General features: G+C 65.7%; 15 protein-coding genes. 10 read left to right on the forward strand and 5 right to left on the reverse strand.

The features are described from left to right. The first annotated feature begins 21 nt into the window (after positions 1-21). Together IG122_RS15425 and IG122_RS15430 are read left to right on the forward strand one after the other, a co-directional pair. Positions 22-2,478 carry a DNA translocase FtsK gene (locus IG122_RS15425; protein WP_193185169.1) on the forward strand — a complete coding sequence of 819 codons (2,457 nt, stop codon included), beginning with the start codon at positions 22-24 and terminating at the stop codon, positions 2,476-2,478. 191 nt (positions 2,479-2,669) lie between these two features. Further along, positions 2,670-3,293: a LolA family protein gene (locus IG122_RS15430; RefSeq protein WP_193185172.1), complete on the forward strand. Its 624-nt coding sequence runs from the start codon at positions 2,670-2,672 to the stop codon at positions 3,291-3,293. Here the strand turns inward: IG122_RS15430 and IG122_RS15435 are convergent. Beyond that, positions 3,280-4,116 carry a sterol desaturase family protein gene (locus tag IG122_RS15435; protein WP_319024902.1) on the reverse strand — a complete coding sequence of 279 codons (837 nt, stop codon included), beginning with the start codon at positions 4,114-4,116 and terminating at the stop codon, positions 3,280-3,282. The genes IG122_RS15430 and IG122_RS15435 overlap by 14 nt on opposite strands. Positions 4,117-4,158: 42 nt before the next feature. On the opposite strand from IG122_RS15435, the gene IG122_RS15440 reads away from it, so the two are divergent. Beyond that, a complete protein-coding gene (locus IG122_RS15440) occupies positions 4,159-4,947 on the forward strand; it encodes a gamma-glutamyl-gamma-aminobutyrate hydrolase family protein (RefSeq protein ID WP_193185176.1) in 789 nt (262 codons plus the stop codon). Positions 4,948-4,984: 37 nt separating this feature from the next. Next, complete coding sequence (gene xth, locus IG122_RS15445; protein ID WP_193185178.1) at positions 4,985-5,773, forward strand: exodeoxyribonuclease III; 789 nt, start codon at positions 4,985-4,987, stop codon at positions 5,771-5,773. A gap of 119 nt (positions 5,774-5,892) precedes the next feature. Here the strand turns inward: xth and IG122_RS15450 are convergent, their stop codons facing one another. From IG122_RS15450 to IG122_RS15465, 4 genes are all read right to left on the reverse strand, one after another. Then, positions 5,893-6,978 carry a metal-dependent hydrolase gene (locus IG122_RS15450; RefSeq protein WP_193185182.1) on the reverse strand — a complete coding sequence of 362 codons (1,086 nt, stop codon included), beginning with the start codon at positions 6,976-6,978 and terminating at the stop codon, positions 5,893-5,895. Positions 6,979-7,045: 67 nt separating this feature from the next. Beyond that, positions 7,046-7,540: a class I SAM-dependent methyltransferase gene (locus IG122_RS15455; RefSeq protein ID WP_193185185.1), complete on the reverse strand. Its 495-nt coding sequence runs from the start codon at positions 7,538-7,540 to the stop codon at positions 7,046-7,048. Positions 7,541-7,549: 9 nt separating this feature from the next. Beyond that, on the reverse strand, positions 7,550-8,005 hold the full coding sequence (locus IG122_RS15460) for a cyclic nucleotide-binding domain-containing protein (protein ID WP_193185188.1): 456 nt from the start codon (positions 8,003-8,005) through the stop codon (positions 7,550-7,552). A 30-nt stretch (positions 8,006-8,035) separates the two neighbouring features. Beyond that, positions 8,036-10,672: an ABC transporter transmembrane domain-containing protein gene (locus tag IG122_RS15465; RefSeq protein ID WP_193185191.1), complete on the reverse strand. Its 2,637-nt coding sequence runs from the start codon at positions 10,670-10,672 to the stop codon at positions 8,036-8,038. Between the two features lie 225 nt (positions 10,673-10,897). On the opposite strand from IG122_RS15465, the gene IG122_RS15470 reads away from it, so the two are divergent. From IG122_RS15470 to IG122_RS15495, 6 genes are read left to right on the forward strand one after another with little or no spacing between them, the layout of a single operon-like run. Next, entirely contained in the window at positions 10,898-12,127 is a 1,230-nt protein-coding gene (locus tag IG122_RS15470) for a glycosyltransferase family protein (protein ID WP_226893594.1), read from the forward strand. 48 nt (positions 12,128-12,175) lie between these two features. Next, entirely contained in the window at positions 12,176-13,441 is a 1,266-nt protein-coding gene (locus IG122_RS15475) for a glycosyltransferase family 4 protein (protein WP_193185194.1), read from the forward strand. After that, positions 13,438-14,580: a glycosyltransferase family 4 protein gene (locus IG122_RS15480; protein WP_193185197.1), complete on the forward strand. Its 1,143-nt coding sequence runs from the start codon at positions 13,438-13,440 to the stop codon at positions 14,578-14,580. Before IG122_RS15475 ends, IG122_RS15480 begins: the two co-directional genes overlap by 4 nt. Beyond that, the gene (locus IG122_RS15485; protein ID WP_193185201.1) at positions 14,577-15,170 is read left to right on the forward strand and encodes a histidine phosphatase family protein; all 594 of its coding nucleotides are present in this window, start codon (positions 14,577-14,579) and stop codon (positions 15,168-15,170) included. Before IG122_RS15480 ends, IG122_RS15485 begins: the two co-directional genes overlap by 4 nt. Further along, positions 15,167-16,327: a glycosyltransferase family protein gene (locus tag IG122_RS15490; protein WP_193185204.1), complete on the forward strand. Its 1,161-nt coding sequence runs from the start codon at positions 15,167-15,169 to the stop codon at positions 16,325-16,327. Before IG122_RS15485 ends, IG122_RS15490 begins: the two co-directional genes overlap by 4 nt. Beyond that, complete coding sequence (locus IG122_RS15495; protein WP_193185207.1) at positions 16,324-17,097, forward strand: polysaccharide deacetylase family protein; 774 nt, start codon at positions 16,324-16,326, stop codon at positions 17,095-17,097. Before IG122_RS15490 ends, IG122_RS15495 begins: the two co-directional genes overlap by 4 nt. Positions 17,098-17,099: the final 2 nt, after the last annotated feature.

A 17,099-nucleotide genomic window follows, 5' to 3' on the forward strand; every position in this document is an offset into this window, starting at 1 on the left:
AGACCTGCGGGGAAAAAGCATATGAGCGCATCTACCAAGAGTGCCGGAAACGACATGTCGGGCGGCGGGTTCCTTCCCGAGAGCGCGCGTCTCTATCTGAGGCGCCGGGCGGCCGAGTTCTCCGGCCTTGCCCTGCTCGTCCTTGCCGGTCTCGGGGCCGCGCTGCTGCTGAGCTATGCCCCGGCCGACCCGTCCTTCAATGCCGCCGGTTCCGGAGATGTGCAGAACCTGCTCGGCCCGGCCGGAGCGATCGTTGCGGACGTCATGCTGCAGACCGTCGGTCTGGTCAGCGCCGTTCCGGTGCTTCTGTTCGCGGTCTGGGGCTGGCGCCTGATGACTCACCGGCCGCTGGAGCGGGTCGCGCTGCGCATCGCGCTGCTGCCCTTCGCGCTGATCGCGGGCTGTCTTGCGCTGTCGGTTCTGCCGGTGCCGGAAGACTGGCCGCTGAGGGCCGGACTCGGCGGTGCGGTCGGCACGCTGGTCCTGACCAAGATCTCGGCGCTCGGGCTGCTGGCGGCGCTGGACGCGCTCTGGATCGGTGCGGCCGCCGGCCTGCTGGCCGTCTCCCTCCTGCTCTGGACCTTCGGCGCCTCCTGGCGCGAATGGCTTGCGCTGGCGCGTGGGGCGGGCCGCGGTGTCGGGACCGCGGCTGCGCTCGGTGCCAAAGGCGGCGCACTTGGCGGCCGTGCGCTCGGCAGCGGCCTTGAGGCGACGGCCAACCTCGCCCGCAAGGGCTTTGACTCCGTCGGCCGGCGCGAGCCGTCTCTCAGCGGCAAGCGCGAGGAAGAGAAGCCGCGCCTGAGTTCCACGCCGCGCAAGGCGCCGGAGGTGGAATCCTCCGCGCCGGTGCTGAAGGCGATGCCGGAAGAGGCCGCCGCACCGCGCAAGGCGGCGCCGGCGAAGAAACCGGCCAAGGCCAGTGTCGCGCAGGCCAGTCTCGATCTCCCCAATGCGGGCGATTACGAACTTCCCGCGATGGATCTCCTCGCAGAAGCCCAGGAAGGCGCCGCCGGTCCCGCGCCGGAAGCGCTGCAGGAAAATGCCCGGATGCTGGAATCGGTGCTTGGCGATTTCGGCGTGAAGGGCGAGATCGGCAAGATCCGCCACGGTCCGGTGGTGACGCTCTATGAGCTCGAGCCGGCGCCCGGCACGAAATCTTCCCGCGTGATCGGCCTCTCCGACGACATCGCCCGCTCGATGAGCGCGGTCTCCGTCCGCGTCGCCGTGGTCCCAGGCCGTAACGTGATCGGCATCGAGCTGCCGAACGCGCGGCGCGATACGGTCTATCTGCGCGAGATCCTGGAATCGGACATCTACGAGCGTTCCGGCGCCAAGCTCGGCATCGCGCTCGGCAAGGATATCGGCGGCACCCCGGTGGTGACCGACCTCGCCCGCATGCCCCACCTGCTGATCGCCGGCACCACAGGCTCGGGCAAGTCGGTGGCGGTCAACACCATGATCCTCTCGCTCCTCTACCGGCATGCGCCGGAAAGCTGCCGGATGATCATGATCGATCCGAAGATGCTCGAACTCTCGATCTATGACGGCATTCCGCACCTGCTTTCCCCAGTCGTGACCGATCCGAAGAAGGCGGTGGTGGCGCTGAAATGGACCGTGCGCGAGATGGAAAGCCGCTACCGCGCCATGTCCAAGCTCGGCGTGCGCAATATTGACGGCTACAACGCCCGCCTCGCCGAGGCGCGCAAGAAGGGCGAGGTGCTGAAGCGCCGGGTGCAGACCGGGTTCGACAGCGAGACCGGCAAGCCGGTCTTCGAGGAAGAACCGCTCGACCTGACGCCGCTGCCCTACATCGTCGTGGTGATCGACGAGGTGGCGGACCTGATGCTGGTCGCCGGCAAGGATATCGAGGGTGCGGTGCAGCGTCTCGCCCAGATGGCCCGCGCCGCCGGCATCCATGTCATCATGGCGACCCAGCGCCCGTCGGTCGACGTCATCACCGGCACCATCAAGGCCAACTTCCCGACCCGGATCAGCTTTCAGGTCACCTCCAAGATCGACAGCCGCACCATCCTCGGCGAGCAGGGCGCGGAGCAGCTGCTCGGCCAGGGCGACATGCTCTACATGGCCGGCGGCGGCCGCATCACCCGCGTGCACGGCCCGTTCGTCAGCGACGAGGAGGTCGAGGACGTGGTCCGCCACCTCCGCGCCCAGGGCGAGCCGGAATACAATGACAGCGTCACCGAGGACGATGGCGAGGGCGGAGAGGGCGGCTTCGGCGATCTCTCGGGCCTGACCGGCGGCAACACGGACAGCGGCGACGCGCTCTACGACCAGGCGGTTGCCATCGTCGCCCGCGAGGGCAAGGCCTCCACCAGCTTCATCCAGCGGCACCTGAAGATCGGCTACAACCGTGCCGCGACGCTGATCGAGCGCATGGAGGCGGACGGCGTGATCAGCCAAGCCAACCATGTCGGCAAGCGCGAGGTCCTGGTGCGGAACCCGAACGAGGACGAATAAAGCTGACGTCACCCCGGCTTTGATCGTCATCCCGGCCGAAGAGCCGGGACCTTGGCGAACAAAGGGCCGAGACCAGGCTTCCCGAGGTCCCGGATCAGGTCCGGGATGACGGTTCGGGATGGATGACGATCGGCGCGCTGCCCCAATATTGCCGCTTGCAACCGCGCATCCCGCCTGCCATTTGAGACTTCATGAAAAAGCTCATCGCCTTCGCCGCCCTGACGCTCTGTCTCCTCCTCCCGCAGCCTTCCGGCGCGGCGCCGCTCAGCGCCGAGGACAAGCAGGTGCTGAAGGCGATCGAGGCCTATTTCAACGGGCTGACCACGCTGCAGGCCCGCTTCCTCCAGGTCTCGAACCAGGGCGCGACGGCGCAGGGCATTCTCTCGCTGAAGCGGCCCGGCCTGATGCGGTTCGAATATGATGAGCCGTCGCCGGTGCTGCTGGTCTCGGACGGGACCTGGCTGATCTTCCAGGACAACGAGCTGCAGCAGACCACCCACGTGCCGCTCGGCAGCACGCCGCTTGCGGTGTTGGTCGAGGATCCGGTGGATCTGACCGAGAATCTCGAGGTGCTGGAGGTGGCCCGCAACCCGGGCGTGATCCGATTGCTGATGCGGATGCGCGACGATCCGGAAGCGGGTTTCATCCAGATGGTGTTCTCGGACTCTCCCTTGGAACTCCGGCAATGGACCATCACCGATGCCCAGGGCGTCGAGGTGAAGGTCGCCCTGCTGGAGACCCGCAAGGGCATGGAGCTGCAGGATGCGCTCTTCAAGCCGCGGGACTTCGCGACCGGGAAGTTCAACGAGAAATAGGCTCGCGCCGCTCGCGGAACGGCAGGGCGATCAGCGGCAGCGTCTCCTCGTCGTGTCGGCTCTCCACCCCGATCTTCATCTCCGCTGTCCGCGTTGTCCGGCTGCGTGAGCGGAACGCCAGGTCCCACCAGCTGAAGATCGTCGCGTAGTTCGAATCCGTGTCCCGCCGGAGCGCGTGATGATGGATCCAGTGGATCGACGGGGTGACGATCACGCGGGAGAGCGCGCTCTCGAGACGCGGCGGCAGCTTCAGGTTGGAATGGTGGAAGATCGCCGAGAACAGCACCAGCACCTCGAACAGGATCACCGAGGTGAAGGGGATACCGAGCAGGATGATGACCGCCGCCCGCGCGCCGGCGCTCAGCAGCACCTCGCCGAAATGGAACCTCACGGCCGAGGTGACGTCGAGAAACTCATCGAGATGGTGCACCTCGTGGAAGCGCCAGAGGAACGGGATCTCGTGGTTCAGCCGGTGCCACCAGTAGATCAGCATGTCCAAAACCAGGATATCGGCGATCAATCCCGGCCAGCCGGCGAGCCAGTCGGGTCGCCAGCCGAGCGCATGGCTCGAGGCCCAGAGCGAGACAGGGACCACGATCAGCGGCGAGAGCGCGCCGTTGAGCAGCCAGAGCACGGCATTGCGCAGCACCCGGGTCCAGCCGCCCCGGCGCGGAACCGCCGGAGCGAGGCGCTCGGCAGCGAAGAGCAGGGCGATCCATGCAAGGATCAGCAGACCCTTATGCTGGACTAGCTGTTGCGTGGAGAGGTCCATCTGGTGGAATATGGCAGCGGTTTCGCGGGCCTGCCAGCGGCACGCTGTCACGGCCCCGAGAGCGAGATGTCAGCCCCAAGCGAGGAGCCTTCCATGCTGTCCGTTCCGTCTCTGCCCCTGATCGGTGTCACCGCCTGTCATCAGCAGGGACAGGATCATTCGGTACAGCGGGTTTCGGAGAAATATGTCACCTGCGTTCCGGAGGCCGCCGGCGGTCTGCCGTTGATGATTCCGGCGCTGGAGGCGGGGCAGCTCGATCTCGACAGCCTGGTTGCCCATCTCGACGGCCTGTTGCTGACCGGCAGCCCCTCCAATGTCGAGCCGCATCATTTCAACGGCCCGGCGAGCGTCGAGGGCACCGAGCATGATCCGCGCCGCGACGGTGTCACGCTGCCGCTGATCCGCAAGGCGATCGAGGCCGGGGTTCCGGTGCTTGGCATCTGCCGCGGCATTCAGGAGATGAACGTCGCGCTCGGCGGGACGCTGCACCAGCGCATTTTCGATTTCGACGACACGTTCGATCACCGTATGCGCCGCGACGTGGATTTCGACATGAAATACCGCCCGGCGCACGAGATCCGTATGACGCCCGGCGGCGTGCTTGCCCGGATCGCCGGCACCGAGACGGCGCTGGTGAATTCGCTCCACGCCCAGGGCATCGACAAGCCCGGCAAGAACGTCGTGGTCGAGGCGGTGGCGCCGGACGGGATCGTCGAGGCGATCAGCGTCTCCGGCACCAAGGCCTTCGTCCTCGGCGTGCAGTGGCATCCGGAATGGCCGCGGCCGATCGCCGGGATCAACCGGAAGATCTTCGAGGCTTTCGGCGAAGCCTGCCGAGCCCATCTCGGCGCCCGCCTCGGCCTTGCCGACGCCGCCGAATAGCGCTTCCCTTTCCTCCGACCGAGAGAGTTTTCCATCCATGCGGATTGCCACCTGGAACATCAACTCCGTGCGCCTGCGCCTGCCGACCGTGCTCAGTTTCCTGCAGGACCACGCGCCGGACGTGCTCTGTCTCCAGGAGACCAAGACCGAGGACCAGCATTTCCCGGCCGAGGCGCTCGCCGAGGCGGGCTACACACACCAGACGATCCGCGGCCAGAAGAGCTATAACGGCGTCGCCGTCGTCTCTCGTGTGCCGTTTACGGAATCCGACACGCGCGACTGGTGCGGCAAGAGCGATTGCCGCCATCAGGCGGTTCGGCTCGATTGCGGGATCGAATTGCATAATTTCTACGTCCCGGCCGGCGGCGACGAGCCGGACCCGGCGGTCAACGACAAGTTCGCCCACAAGCTTGCCTTCCTCGACGAGATGGTCGAGTGGTTCGGCTCCGCGCGCAGCGGGAAAGACCCCATGGTGCTGGTCGGCGATCTCAATATTGCGCCGCTCGAGCACGATGTCTGGTCGCACAAGCAGCTCTTGAAGGTGGTCAGCCACACGCCTGTCGAGGTCGAGGCTCTGGCCAGGGTGCAGGGCGGCCTCGGCTGGATCGATGCCGTTCGCCATTTCGTTCCCGAAACGGAAAAGCTCTATTCCTGGTGGAGCTACCGCTCGCGCGATTGGGAAGCGGCCGACAAGGGCCGCCGTCTCGACCATGTCTGGGTCACCGAGCCGCTCAAGCCTCGGCTGAAATCGGCGGCGGTCGTGAAAGCCATGCGCGGCGGCGAAAAGCCGTCCGACCACGCGCCGGTGATCGTCGAGCTGGATTGAGGTATTTCATAATTTTCGCCATCCCGGCCGAAGAGCCGGGACCTTGTCGAACGGAAGGGCAACGCCTGGCCGCCTGAGGTCCCGGATCAGGTCCGGGATGACGGGTTGTTGTTTGAGAGCTAACCGCAAGCCGGCGCATCAGGTAGCGCGGCCAGCGCGGTCTTCCCCGGTTCGAACAGGCTCGCGGCCTCGGCCGGACGAACCTCCGGATCGCCAAACATGGCGCCCAGCAGCCATGCGACATCTCCTTCGGCGGAGCGCGGCGCGCGTATCCGTTCCGGATGGATCTCCTTCCAGGCTTCTCCGTCCGGTGCCGCGACGCGGAAATCGAAGACGAAGCTCGGGGTCACGCCCATGCGGAGATCGGCGATCCTGAGGCCTTCTTCGTCGCGGAGGATCCGGTAATAGCCCTTTGAAAAGGCCGCGACCGTTGCGGCCGGCCGCAGGGTGTCGAGGCAGGGGCCGCCGGGCTCGAGGCGCGGATGGGCGTGGATGCGCGCGCTGTCCGGACCGCCGAAGACCGGTTGGTAGATGTTGTAATAGACCGGCCCGTCCACCGCGATGGTGCGCCAGAGCAGGGTGTTGAAGGGCATCGGGGTTGCGAGCACCCGCTCCGCTGAGAGGCCCGCCGCCGCCATCGCCGCCCGTGCCTTGCTATCGGCGATTTGCTGCGCCAAGAGAGACCAGCCGAGATAAAGCGTCGAGAGCGCCAGCGCGCCCGTCGTGACCCGTTTGAGCCGCCCGCTCCACGCCGGCAACGCCAGAGCCCAGAGTGTCGCCGCAAGCAGCGGAAGGGTATAGAGCGGATCGATGATAAAGACCGACCCGACGCCGAAGGGCGTGTCGACAACCGGCCAGAGCAGGCGCGTTCCGTAGACCGTCATCGCATCGAGCAGGGCATGGGTCGTCAGGCAGAGGAAGACCGTCAGATAGGCCGCCACGCGCTCCTGCCTGAGGCCCTTGAAGAGCCGCATCAATCCCTCGCCGATCAGCGGCGTGAGGGCGGCATGGACCAGCAGGGAATGGCTCCACCCCCGGTGCAGCACGAAGTCGCTGACCGGATCTCCATGCCTGTAGAGCACGTCGAGATCGGGGAGCGTGCCGAGAACGGCGCCGGCGAGCGCGGCCTTGCGCGGGCCGATCTTCGGTCCGGCGACGGCGACAGCGACCGTGGCGCCGAGGACGGCCTGGGTCAGTGAATCCAAGAATAATCCCCCGTCGGTTCTGGAACGACCTGCATGACATGCTGCCGGACGGCCGCATGTTCAAGCATCAGGTGGCGGCGATCCGGTAGAGATGTATCCGTCCGGGGCTGATCCCGTCGGGGAGCGGAGCGGCGTTCCAGCGCGGCAGCTCGACCGGCTGGTCGCTCACCACGACCGCGCCGTCCGCGAGGAGGGCGTCGACCAGAGGCGCGATCTCCGCCGCGAGCGCGATGCTGGTCTGTTTTTCCCCGGTGCCGATATCGAGATGCGCGAGCAGGACGGTGGGCCCGAGCTGAGCGCGCGCGCGCACAAGGGTTTCGCGGAAATCGCCGAGGAAGATCCGGTCGTCCGCCGGGATGCAATCCGGATGCGCGGCGACCTGCCGGTCGAAGACGTAGAACGCCCGGTCCGGCATCAGGGAACGCAGATGATCGAAGGTCCGGCCATTGCCGAGCCCGAGTTCTATTGCGTTTCCGGAACGGCCGGCGATGGCCGAGACGGCCCATTCCAGGCTCAGTTTCTGCGCCTGGAGGCGGCGGATGGCGCTGTCGAGACGGCTCACGGTCCGGGTTTACCCGTCCTTGTCGGAAAGCGCGGCGCGCAGGCGCATGTTGGTCTGCTCGAGTCGCGCGGCCAGTTCACGCATGATCTCGACCGCGATCTGCGGGAAATCGGTGACGAGTCGGAAGAAGGCCTCCTTGGCGATCTTCAGGGTCGTCAGCGATTGCTTCGCCTGGACCGTGGCGGTCCGGGGCACGTCGCAGAGAATGGCGATCTCGCCGACCACATCGCCTTTGCTGAGCTGTGCCACTTCGATCTTACCGTCATCGGTATCAATCAGGACCGAGGCTGTACCGTCGATGATAATATAAGCGGCGTCGCCGGAATCGCCCTGATTGAACAAGACCTGACCGTCCGCGTAGTTCAACCGCTCGGAGGTGAAGGCAAGCAGCTTCAGCTTCGACGGCTCGATCTTGGCGAAGAGCGGAATGTTCTTCAGCAGCTCGACTTCTTCGTTCAGGCTCATGGGTGCAATCCTCGGGTTTCGGGCGCTGTCCTATTCCTCATCCAGCAGTCCCCGGAACATCGTGCCTTCCTGGTTCAGACTATCAAAAGTGCCGTCTTCGATCACGCGACCGCCGGACATCACCAGAATTCTGGTGAACGTCTGGGCGAGACGCGCGCGGTGAGCGACGAAAATCACGGTCCGGCCTTCCGCTTCGGCACAGATCCTGGAAAGGATCGGGGCCTGCAGGCCGGAATCGAGGACCGCGATGGCTTCGTTCAGGACGATGACGTCCGGGCGCCGCAACAGGATGCGCGCGATCGCGACCTTCTGGCGCTGCGCCGCGGTCAGCCGGGATCCGGCGATGCCGGCTTCCGCGTCCAGGCCGACCTCGATCACGATAGCTCTCAGGCCTTCGGACTCGACGACCTCGGCGAGCACCTTGCCGACCTGGTTTCCGGCATCCGCCTGACCGTAGGCGATCTTGCCGAAAAGAATATTGTCCTGCACCGAGGCGGCAAGGTTGAAGCGGTCGACCGAGAAGAACTCGAGCGCCGTTTGCTGTTCGGCTGGAAGCTCCTCACGGAACACCTTGCGCGCTTCGAGGATCCGGACCTGCAATTCTTCCGAGATCATTCCGAGGCGGTGGCGTGCCGGGATGAGCTTGAACGGCAATTCGAGGAAACGGGTTTTGTCCTCCGCTTCCATCCCGTCGAGGCCGACCCTGTCGGCGCGCTGCAGAAGGGTCTGGAACTCCGGCAGATCGTCCGCGGAGATGAAGGAATATTGCGCGAAGAACTCGTGGTCCGGCGGCAGGTCCTTGAACAGTTCGACCATCGTCGCCGCCACATCGCGGCCGATATGCACGAAATCCTCGGTCAGTCCGACCTTGTCGAGTACCGACCGGACATAGGGGTCGGAGGCGAGGTGGTCGAGCGCGAAATCGTCGCCGACGGGTGTACCGAACAGAAGGTTTTCGGCAACGCTGGCATTGGTGTTGAATTTCTCGGCGTCGAAGGGCTCGACCAGGCCGGCGAGACCGAGTTCTTCCAGCCGCGCGCGCAGACGGACCCGCGCGCCGAGAATGCGGTTGGCGATCTCCTCCTCGCTCTCGGCCCGCAGCGAGCCGCGCAGTCCGATGGCGTAAACCTCGTCCTCGAGCCCAACCACTTTCAGCAGTTCGGCGATCCGGTCCTTCAGACCGTTCTCGTCCGCGCCGATGGACTGGTAGTCGATCCAGTTGGCGGAAATCGGATCGAGGGAGTTGCCGGAGGCCTCCGCGTCGGCGCGCTGTTCCGGAGAATCCGGAAAAACGCTCGGGTCTCCTTCGCCGAAGGGGAGGTGACGCGCGCCCATAAGGATGTTGTCTCGGATCGTGCTGGAGAACACGAAGGCGCCGGGCCCGACATAACCGATGCGGCGGCCGGTGACGGATTCCGGCAGGGGAGCGATATCGACGCCGTTGATGGTCACGCTCCCGGAGGTCGGCAGCACGAGCCGGGCGATGACCGTCGCCAGCAGATCCTTGCCGCCGCCGCCGGGACCGGTGATCGCGACATGCTCGCCTTGCCCGATCTCGATGGAAACGCCCTCCAGCAGGACCTCGCCTTCATCGTCGGTCAGGCCAACGTTTCTGAGCGCGACGGGCCCGTCGAGCGAAATCGGTGTTTCCGGCTCGTCCAGCTGCTGTGCCTCGGTCAGGCTTCCGGCCGGGTCGAACTGCTCGACCACCTGATCGTACTTGATCCGCGAATCTTCCTTGCGCTGGTAGTATGTCAGAAGCTCCTTCCATGGCGCCGACAGATCCTTGTAGGCGGCGAGGATGGCGACCAGCGCACCGAAGGTCAGGTCGCCCTTTATCACCAGGACACCGCCGATCGAGTAGAAGAAGAACGGTGTCAGCTGGGCGATGAAATTGTTGAGGAACTTGATGAAAAATTTGCGGCGGTAGATCTCGAAGCGGATCGTGTAGATCTCGCCGAGCATGGTGGTGAAATTCGCGAGCGCGAAGCGGGAGGAGTCGTTGGCGTGGATTTCCTGGACGCCGGAAATGCTCTCCCCGATCCGGTCCGAAAGCTTGCGGACGGTTCTGACCCGCTCCTTGCCGAGCGCGTTCACCCGCCTCTGCAGCCTTGGAATGAGATAGGCCTGCACCGGATAGAGGGCGATCGCGGCGGTCCCGAGGATCGGATCCTGCACGAACATGAAGACGAGGATGGTCAGCAGGGTGCCGCCCTGGAAGGCGGGAAGCGAAATGGCATCGCCGATGAAGCCGCCGAGCGGCTCCACCTCGGCGGTGATCATCGGGATCACTTCGCCCTGGCTGACCCGGCGGAAATGCGGCAGGGGAAAGCGCAGCACGCGGGCATAGAGATCGTAGCGCAGCCGCCGCAGCATCCGCTCGCCCAGCTGGCCGCGATAGACGTTGATATAGTATTTGAATCCGCCATTGATGCAGACAAGGCCAAGGAAGAGGCCGCTCAGCAGCATCAGGTAGGGGATCTGGTCGAGCTGGTAGCCGAAGATGTCCTGCGGCAGGTTCTTGCCGGCGATCGCCTTGTTGATGATCGTTTTCGGGAGGTCGAGCGAATAGTAGAGGAATGGAAAGGACAGGCCGGTCAGCACGAGCAGAAAGATCTGTTCTTTCTTGCTGTGCCGGAAAATGAACCGGAAAATCGTGGGTTCCATGCGGAGCGTCAGCCCGTACCGAGTGGCGAGGTTGGCAAAAACCGTTTTCTGACAGAACAGTAACCGAACGATACCGTCAGGTAAATGTGCCGCGGGCCAAACTGGTTTTGCCGCACCGTGCGCTGTGGCATAGTGCACTCTCAAGGGGATATGGTGGGGGTCGAACCTGCGGGTTCAGCAGGGCTTTCCATTCGATACAAGGCCGATAACAACGTGGACGGGCGTATGACGTACGCTAGCAACAAGCGCGGCCAGAAGCGTGTCCTGATGTACAGTCACGACACGATGGGGCTCGGCCACTTGCGCCGTTGCCGGGCGATCGCGCATTCGCTCGTCGAGCAGCAGTCGGACCTGACGGTTCTGATCCTGTCCGGCTCGCCGATCATCGGAAGCTTCGATTTCCGCACACGGGTCGATTTCGTGCGCATTCCGGGCGTGATCAAGCTGCGCAACGGCGACTACACCTCGCTCAACCTGCATCTCGACATCGAGGAGACGCTCAATCTCCGTTCCTCGATCATCAAGCACACGGCGGACGCTTTCGATCCGGACCTGTTCATCGTCGACAAGGAGCCCTGGGGCCTGCGCGGCGAGGTGCGCCCGACACTGGAGATGCTGAAGGATCGCGGCACGCCGCTCGTGCTCGGTCTGCGCGACGTGATGGACGAGCCGGAAAAGCTGCTGCCCGAATGGGAGCGCAAGAACGCGGTCGAGGCCCTGCGCGACGTTTATGACGAGATCTGGGTCTACGGGCTGCAGTCGGTCTGCGATCCCTATTCCGGCATGCCGATGCCCGAGTCGGTCCATGCCAAGACGCATTATACCGGCTACCTGAAGCGCAAGGTGCCGAGCCACACCCACCCGATCTCGACGACCGATCTAGAGGATCCGTTCATTCTGGTGACGGCCGGCGGCGGCGGCGACGGCGACGGTCTCATGGACTGGGTCCTGAAGGCCTACGAGTCCGACGACCGTCTGCCCTACCGGGCCCTGCTCGTGCTCGGCCCCTTCATGCCTGCCGAGTTGCAGAACGATTTCATGGAACGGGCGGCCGAACTCGACCGCGTCGAGGCGATCACCTTCGACGCGCGGATCGAGAGCATGATGGCCCGCGCCGCCGGGATCGTGGCGATGGGCGGCTACAATACCTTCTGCGAGATCCTGTCCTTTGACAAACGCGGCCTTATCGTGCCCCGGACAGAGCCGAGGCTGGAGCAGTTCATCCGCGCGTCGCGCGCCGAGGAACTGGGCATGACGGCGATGCTGGTCGACGACGGCAGCCGCGAGCCCGAGGTCATGGCGGATGCGCTGCGGCGCCTGCCAAGCCAGCCGCGCCCCTCCGAGATCATGGCGGCGTCCCTGCTGGATGGCCTTGACGAAGTAAACCGTCTCACCCATCGATGGCTCTATGAGCGTCCCGGGTCCAACATCTCGGTGCTCCGCCGCGAGGCGTGAGCACGGCGGTCCCGCCGTGGCGTCCGGACCGAGAGCATGCGAGACGGTATGACAGAGCCAGCTTCCAGCGTTCCGACGGCGATCGTGCTGAAAGGCTATCCGCGTCTGTCGGAAACCTTCATCGCGCAGGAAATCCTCGAGCTGCAGCGGCGCGGGCTGGATTATACGATCGTTTCGCTGCGCCATCCGACCGACAAGGCCACGCATCCGGTGCATGGGCAGATCGCCGCGGCGGTCAATTACCTGCCGGAATATCTCTACCAGGCGCCGCTCCGGGTTCTGAAGGCCTGGTGGAAGGTCCGGCGGATGCCCGGTTACGGTTCGGTCTTCCGTCTCTGGCTGAGGGATCTCCGGCGCGATCCTACACCCAACCGCGGGCGCCGTTTCGGTCAGGCAATGGTTCTCGCCGCCGAACTCGACCCGCATTACCGGCACATCTACGCGCATTTCCTGCACACGCCATCCTCGGTCGCGCGCTACGCCGCGCTGATGACCGGGCGCAGCTGGTCGGCCTCCGCGCATGCCAAGGACATCTGGCTCAGTCCCGAGTGGGAGAAGCGGGAGAAGCTGCAGGACGCGGCCTGGGCGGTGACTTGCACCCGCTACGGCCACGCGCATCTCGATGCTCTCGTGCCGGGACGGACCCGGCTGGTCTATCACGGTCTCGACCTGTCGAGTTTCGCTCCGGCGGCCCCGAAAGCGTCCGGCAGTGACGGATCGGCGGCGCCGGTGCGGCTGCTCTCGGTCGGCCGCGCGGTGCCGAAAAAGGGCTTCGACCGGCTGCTGGACGCGCTTGCACGCCTGCCGGAGGGACTGTCCTGGCACTGGACCCATATCGGCGGCGGCAAGGAGCTGAAAGCGCTGAAGGATCGGGCCGCGCGTCTGGGGATCGCCGGGCGCGTCACCTGGCGCGGCGCGGCCGCGCAGAGCGCGGTGATCGAGGCCTATCGCGCCTCCGATCTCTTCATCCTGCCGAGCCGGGTGGCCGAGGACGGCGACCGGGATGGCCTTCCGAATGTCCTGATGGAAGCGCAGAGCCAGCGCCTCTGCTGTCTCGCGACCGCCGTGGCGGCAATTCCCGAGCTCATCGAGAGCGGCGTGACCGGAGAACTTGTTCCGCCGGATGACGGCGTGGCGCTGACGGCGGCGCTCGAGGCGCTGATCCGCGATCCGGAGCGGCGTGCCGTGTTGGCCGCGGCCGGGGAGGAACGGGTGCGGAGCCGGTTCGACCATCATTCCGCAATCTCCATTCTCGCCGGGCTGCTCGGCCTCGATCAGGCAAATTCCGAATCCGGGACGGACGCGGCAGCGTGAGAATCGCTTTCTACGCCCCCTTGAAAGCCCCCGACGCGCCGACTCCTTCCGGCGACCGGCGCATGGCGCGCCTGCTGATGGCCGCGCTCCGGGCGGGCGGGCACGAGGTTTTCCTCGCCTCGCGCCTGCGCAGCCGGGACGGCGCGGGCGATCCCGCACGGCAGGAACGCATCGCGTCCCGCGGGACAGGTTACGCCGATCGCTTCGTCGCTTGTTGCGAAAACGGAAGGATCGCGGCGCCGGATCTCTGGTTCACCTATCACCTCTACTACAAGGCACCGGATCATATCGGTCCCCGTGTCGCGGAGCGGCTCGGTATTCCCTATGTCGCCGCCGAGGCCTCCAACGCGCCGAAACGGTCGGAGGGGTCCTGGGCGGCCTCCCACCGGCGCGTGCTCGACGCGATTGGCCGGGCGGATCTCGTCATCGGATTCAACAGCCGGGACAAGGCCTGTCTCCTGCCGGTCCTGAAGCCCGGGAGCGCTTATCTCGACCTGAAACCCTTCGTCGACGGGCTGCCCTATCCGAACCGGCCGGCCGCTGCGGATCTCCGGGCGGAACTCGGAATCGCGGACCGGGATCCCCTGCTGCTGGCGGTGGGCATGATGCGTCCCGGCGTGAAAATCGCTTCCTACAGGCTGCTGGCCGAGGCTTTGTCCGCGCTCCCGCCGGCACGGCGCTGGACACTCCTGATCGCGGGAGACGGACCGGCCCGTGCCGAGGTCGAGCAGGCATTTGCGGCGCATGGCGACCGGGTGCGCTTCCTCGGCGCAGTCGGGCCCGAGCGTCTGACGGAGCTCTATCTTGGCTCCGATATCCTCGCCTGGCCCGCGATCAACGAAGCCTACGGCATGGCCCTGCTGGAAGCGCAGGCAGCCGGGCTTCCCGTGGTTGCGGGCGATGTCGGCGGCGTTCCGGACATCGTGACCGACGGCGTGACGGGACTGCTCTCTCCCGAGGGCAACATGGCAGGGTTTGCCGCCAATCTCGACCGGCTGCTCACCGACCCGGAGCTGGTCCGGCAAATGGGTGACGCGGCACGGACCAAGACAAACCGGCTCCACAGTCTCGAAGCCGCCGCTGTCCGCCTGGATACGGCGCTCAATAAACTTCTGCGGCCCGAGAGGACGCGGCCGTGAGGATCGGGTTCCTGCGTCACGGCCCGACGGCATGGAACGCGGAGAAGCGCCTGCAGGGCCGTGCCGACATCCCGCTCTCCGAAGCAGGCCACGCGATGGCCGCGGGATATAGCCTTCCGGAAGAGTTTCGCGGTGTTCCCGCCTTCGTCTCGCCGCTCGAGAGGGCGCGCGAAACGGCTGAACTCGCGGGGATTGAGAACGCGACCGTGGATCCTCTGCTCATAGAGATGAATTGGGGGGACTGGGAAGGTGAACGGCTTCCCGACCTGCGCAAACGTTACGGAAAAGAAATGGAAACGAACGAGGCACGTGGCCGCGACTTCCGCCCTGCCGGCGGGGAGAGCCCGCGCGAGGTTCAGGACCGGCTGCAAACCGTCTTCACCAGACTGAACGACCTGAGGCCACGGCCGGAGCGTTGCCTTCTGGTGACCCATAAGGGGGTGATCCGAGCGGGGCTCGCACTGGCTTTCGGCTGGGACATGACCGGAAAACCGCCGGTCCGGCTTGACTGGTCGGCGCTCCATGTGGTCCGTCTCGACGCCGATGGGACGCTCGAGCCCGATGCCATGAATGTGAGCCTGCTTCCATGACGGATCCCCGGTCGAATTCGCTCTTCCTCTATGTCCAGAACCTGCTCGGGATCGGGCATCTGCGCCGCGCGGCGGCGGTCGCCCAGGCCGCGGCCGCGGCGGGTTTCGAAGTGCATTTCGTCTCCGGCGGCATGCCGGTGCCGCATCTCGATATCGGGGCCGCGAAGCTGCATCAGCTGCCGCCGGTCAGGGCGGCGGACACGCTCTTCAAGGTGCTCGAGGACGAGAACGGGCGGCAGATCGACGACGCCTGGAAGGCGGCGCGCCGCGACCGGTTGCTCGCACTGTTCGAGGAGATCCGCCCGTCGATCCTCTTCACCGAGCTGTTTCCCTTCGGCCGCCGGCAGATGCGCTTCGAATTGCTGCCGCTTCTGGACCTTGCGAAGGAGGCGTCCTGGAAACCGAAGATCGTCTCCTCGATGCGGGACATCCTGGTCACCAAGCCCCGGCCCGACAGGAACCGGGAAATCGTCGAGACCGTCGACCGGTACTACGATCTGGTTCTCGTGCATGGCGACGAGGACGTCATCAGCCTGGCCGACACCTTTCCGATGTATGACGAGCTGACGCCGCCGGTTCGCTATACCGGCTATGTGCTGAACCCGATCGATACCGGCAACGGGAAGGGCGACGGCGAGGGCGAGATCTTGGTTTCCGCTGGCGGTGGTGCCGTCGGCGGCAGCTTCATGACCGAACTGGCGCGCCTCCGCCCGGATCTGCCTTTCGCCGACCGCACCTGGCGCTTCGTCACCGGCCCGCACATGCCGGAGGAGGCCGCGCGGGAGATCGAAAGCCATGCCGGCCCGGGCGTCATCGTGGAGCGGAGCCGCCCGGATCTCGCCGCACTCATTGCGCGTGCATATCTATCGATTTCCCAGGCCGGCTACAACACGCTCGCCGAGATCCTGACCGCCGGGACCGCCTCCGTCGTGATCCCGTTCGAAGGCGGTGTCGAGACTGAACAGCGGGTGCGCGCCGACCTCCTCGCCCGGCGCGGCCGCCTTGCTGTGGTTCCGGAAGGAGCGCTGACCCTCGACACACTCTCCGCTGCTATGGAGACGGCCGTGGCGGCTCGTGATAGGGGCGTCGCAGGCGTGGATCTCGACGGAGCGGCCGGTACCGCGCATATCCTGAACGGTTTGCTGGAGCAGGCATGAGCGGGGGTGCCGCAACGCCGGACGAGCTCAGGCGCGCGCTCGATGCTTCGGCAGAGGCCGGCCGGCCCCTCGATTTCTGGTGGCGGGACGACGATCTGCAGCGGCCGGGTGCGGAGCTTGAGCCGTTGCTGGCGCTTGTAGGCGCGACGGGATGGGTGCCGGGCCTTGCCGTCGTGCCGGAGGGCATGGACGCGGACGGGTTGCTGGCCCGGTTGGCGGAGACCGGTGCCGAACTGCTTGTCCATGGCTTCGCGCACCGCAACCATGCCACTGCCGGTGCGAAGAAATGCGAGTTTCCTGGAACGCGCTCGACGGATGAGATGTGCCGGGATGCTGCGCAAGGCCTCCACCGCATGAATGCGGCTTTCGGTGGGAGTTGCCTTCCGTGTTTCGTTCCGCCCTGGAATCGAATTGCGCCGGAGCTGATTGCGGAATTGGCGGCCTGCGGTTTTTCGGCACTGTCGGCCTTCGGGCCGCGCCGCACCGCGGAGCCGGCCCCGGGGTTGAAATGTGTGAACACGCATATTGACCTCATCGACTGGCGTGGTACCCGTCGATTTGTCGGTATCGGGGCGGTGCGGGCGGCGATCATCCGTCATCTGGCGGCGGTCCGTGCCGGCGGGGCGGAGGCGGAGGAGCCCTGCGGACTCCTGACCCATCATCTGATAATGGTGGAGCAGGATTGGCACGCACTCGGAGTTCTGGTGGCAGAGCTCGCCGCCCACGAAGGGGTTCGCCTCTTTGCGCCAAGTGACTGTTTTTGCTCATGAAG

Origin of the sequence: Nisaea sediminum (assembly GCF_014904705.1) — a bacterium.
Taxonomy (GTDB): domain Bacteria; phylum Pseudomonadota; class Alphaproteobacteria; order Thalassobaculales; family Thalassobaculaceae; genus Nisaea; species Nisaea sediminum.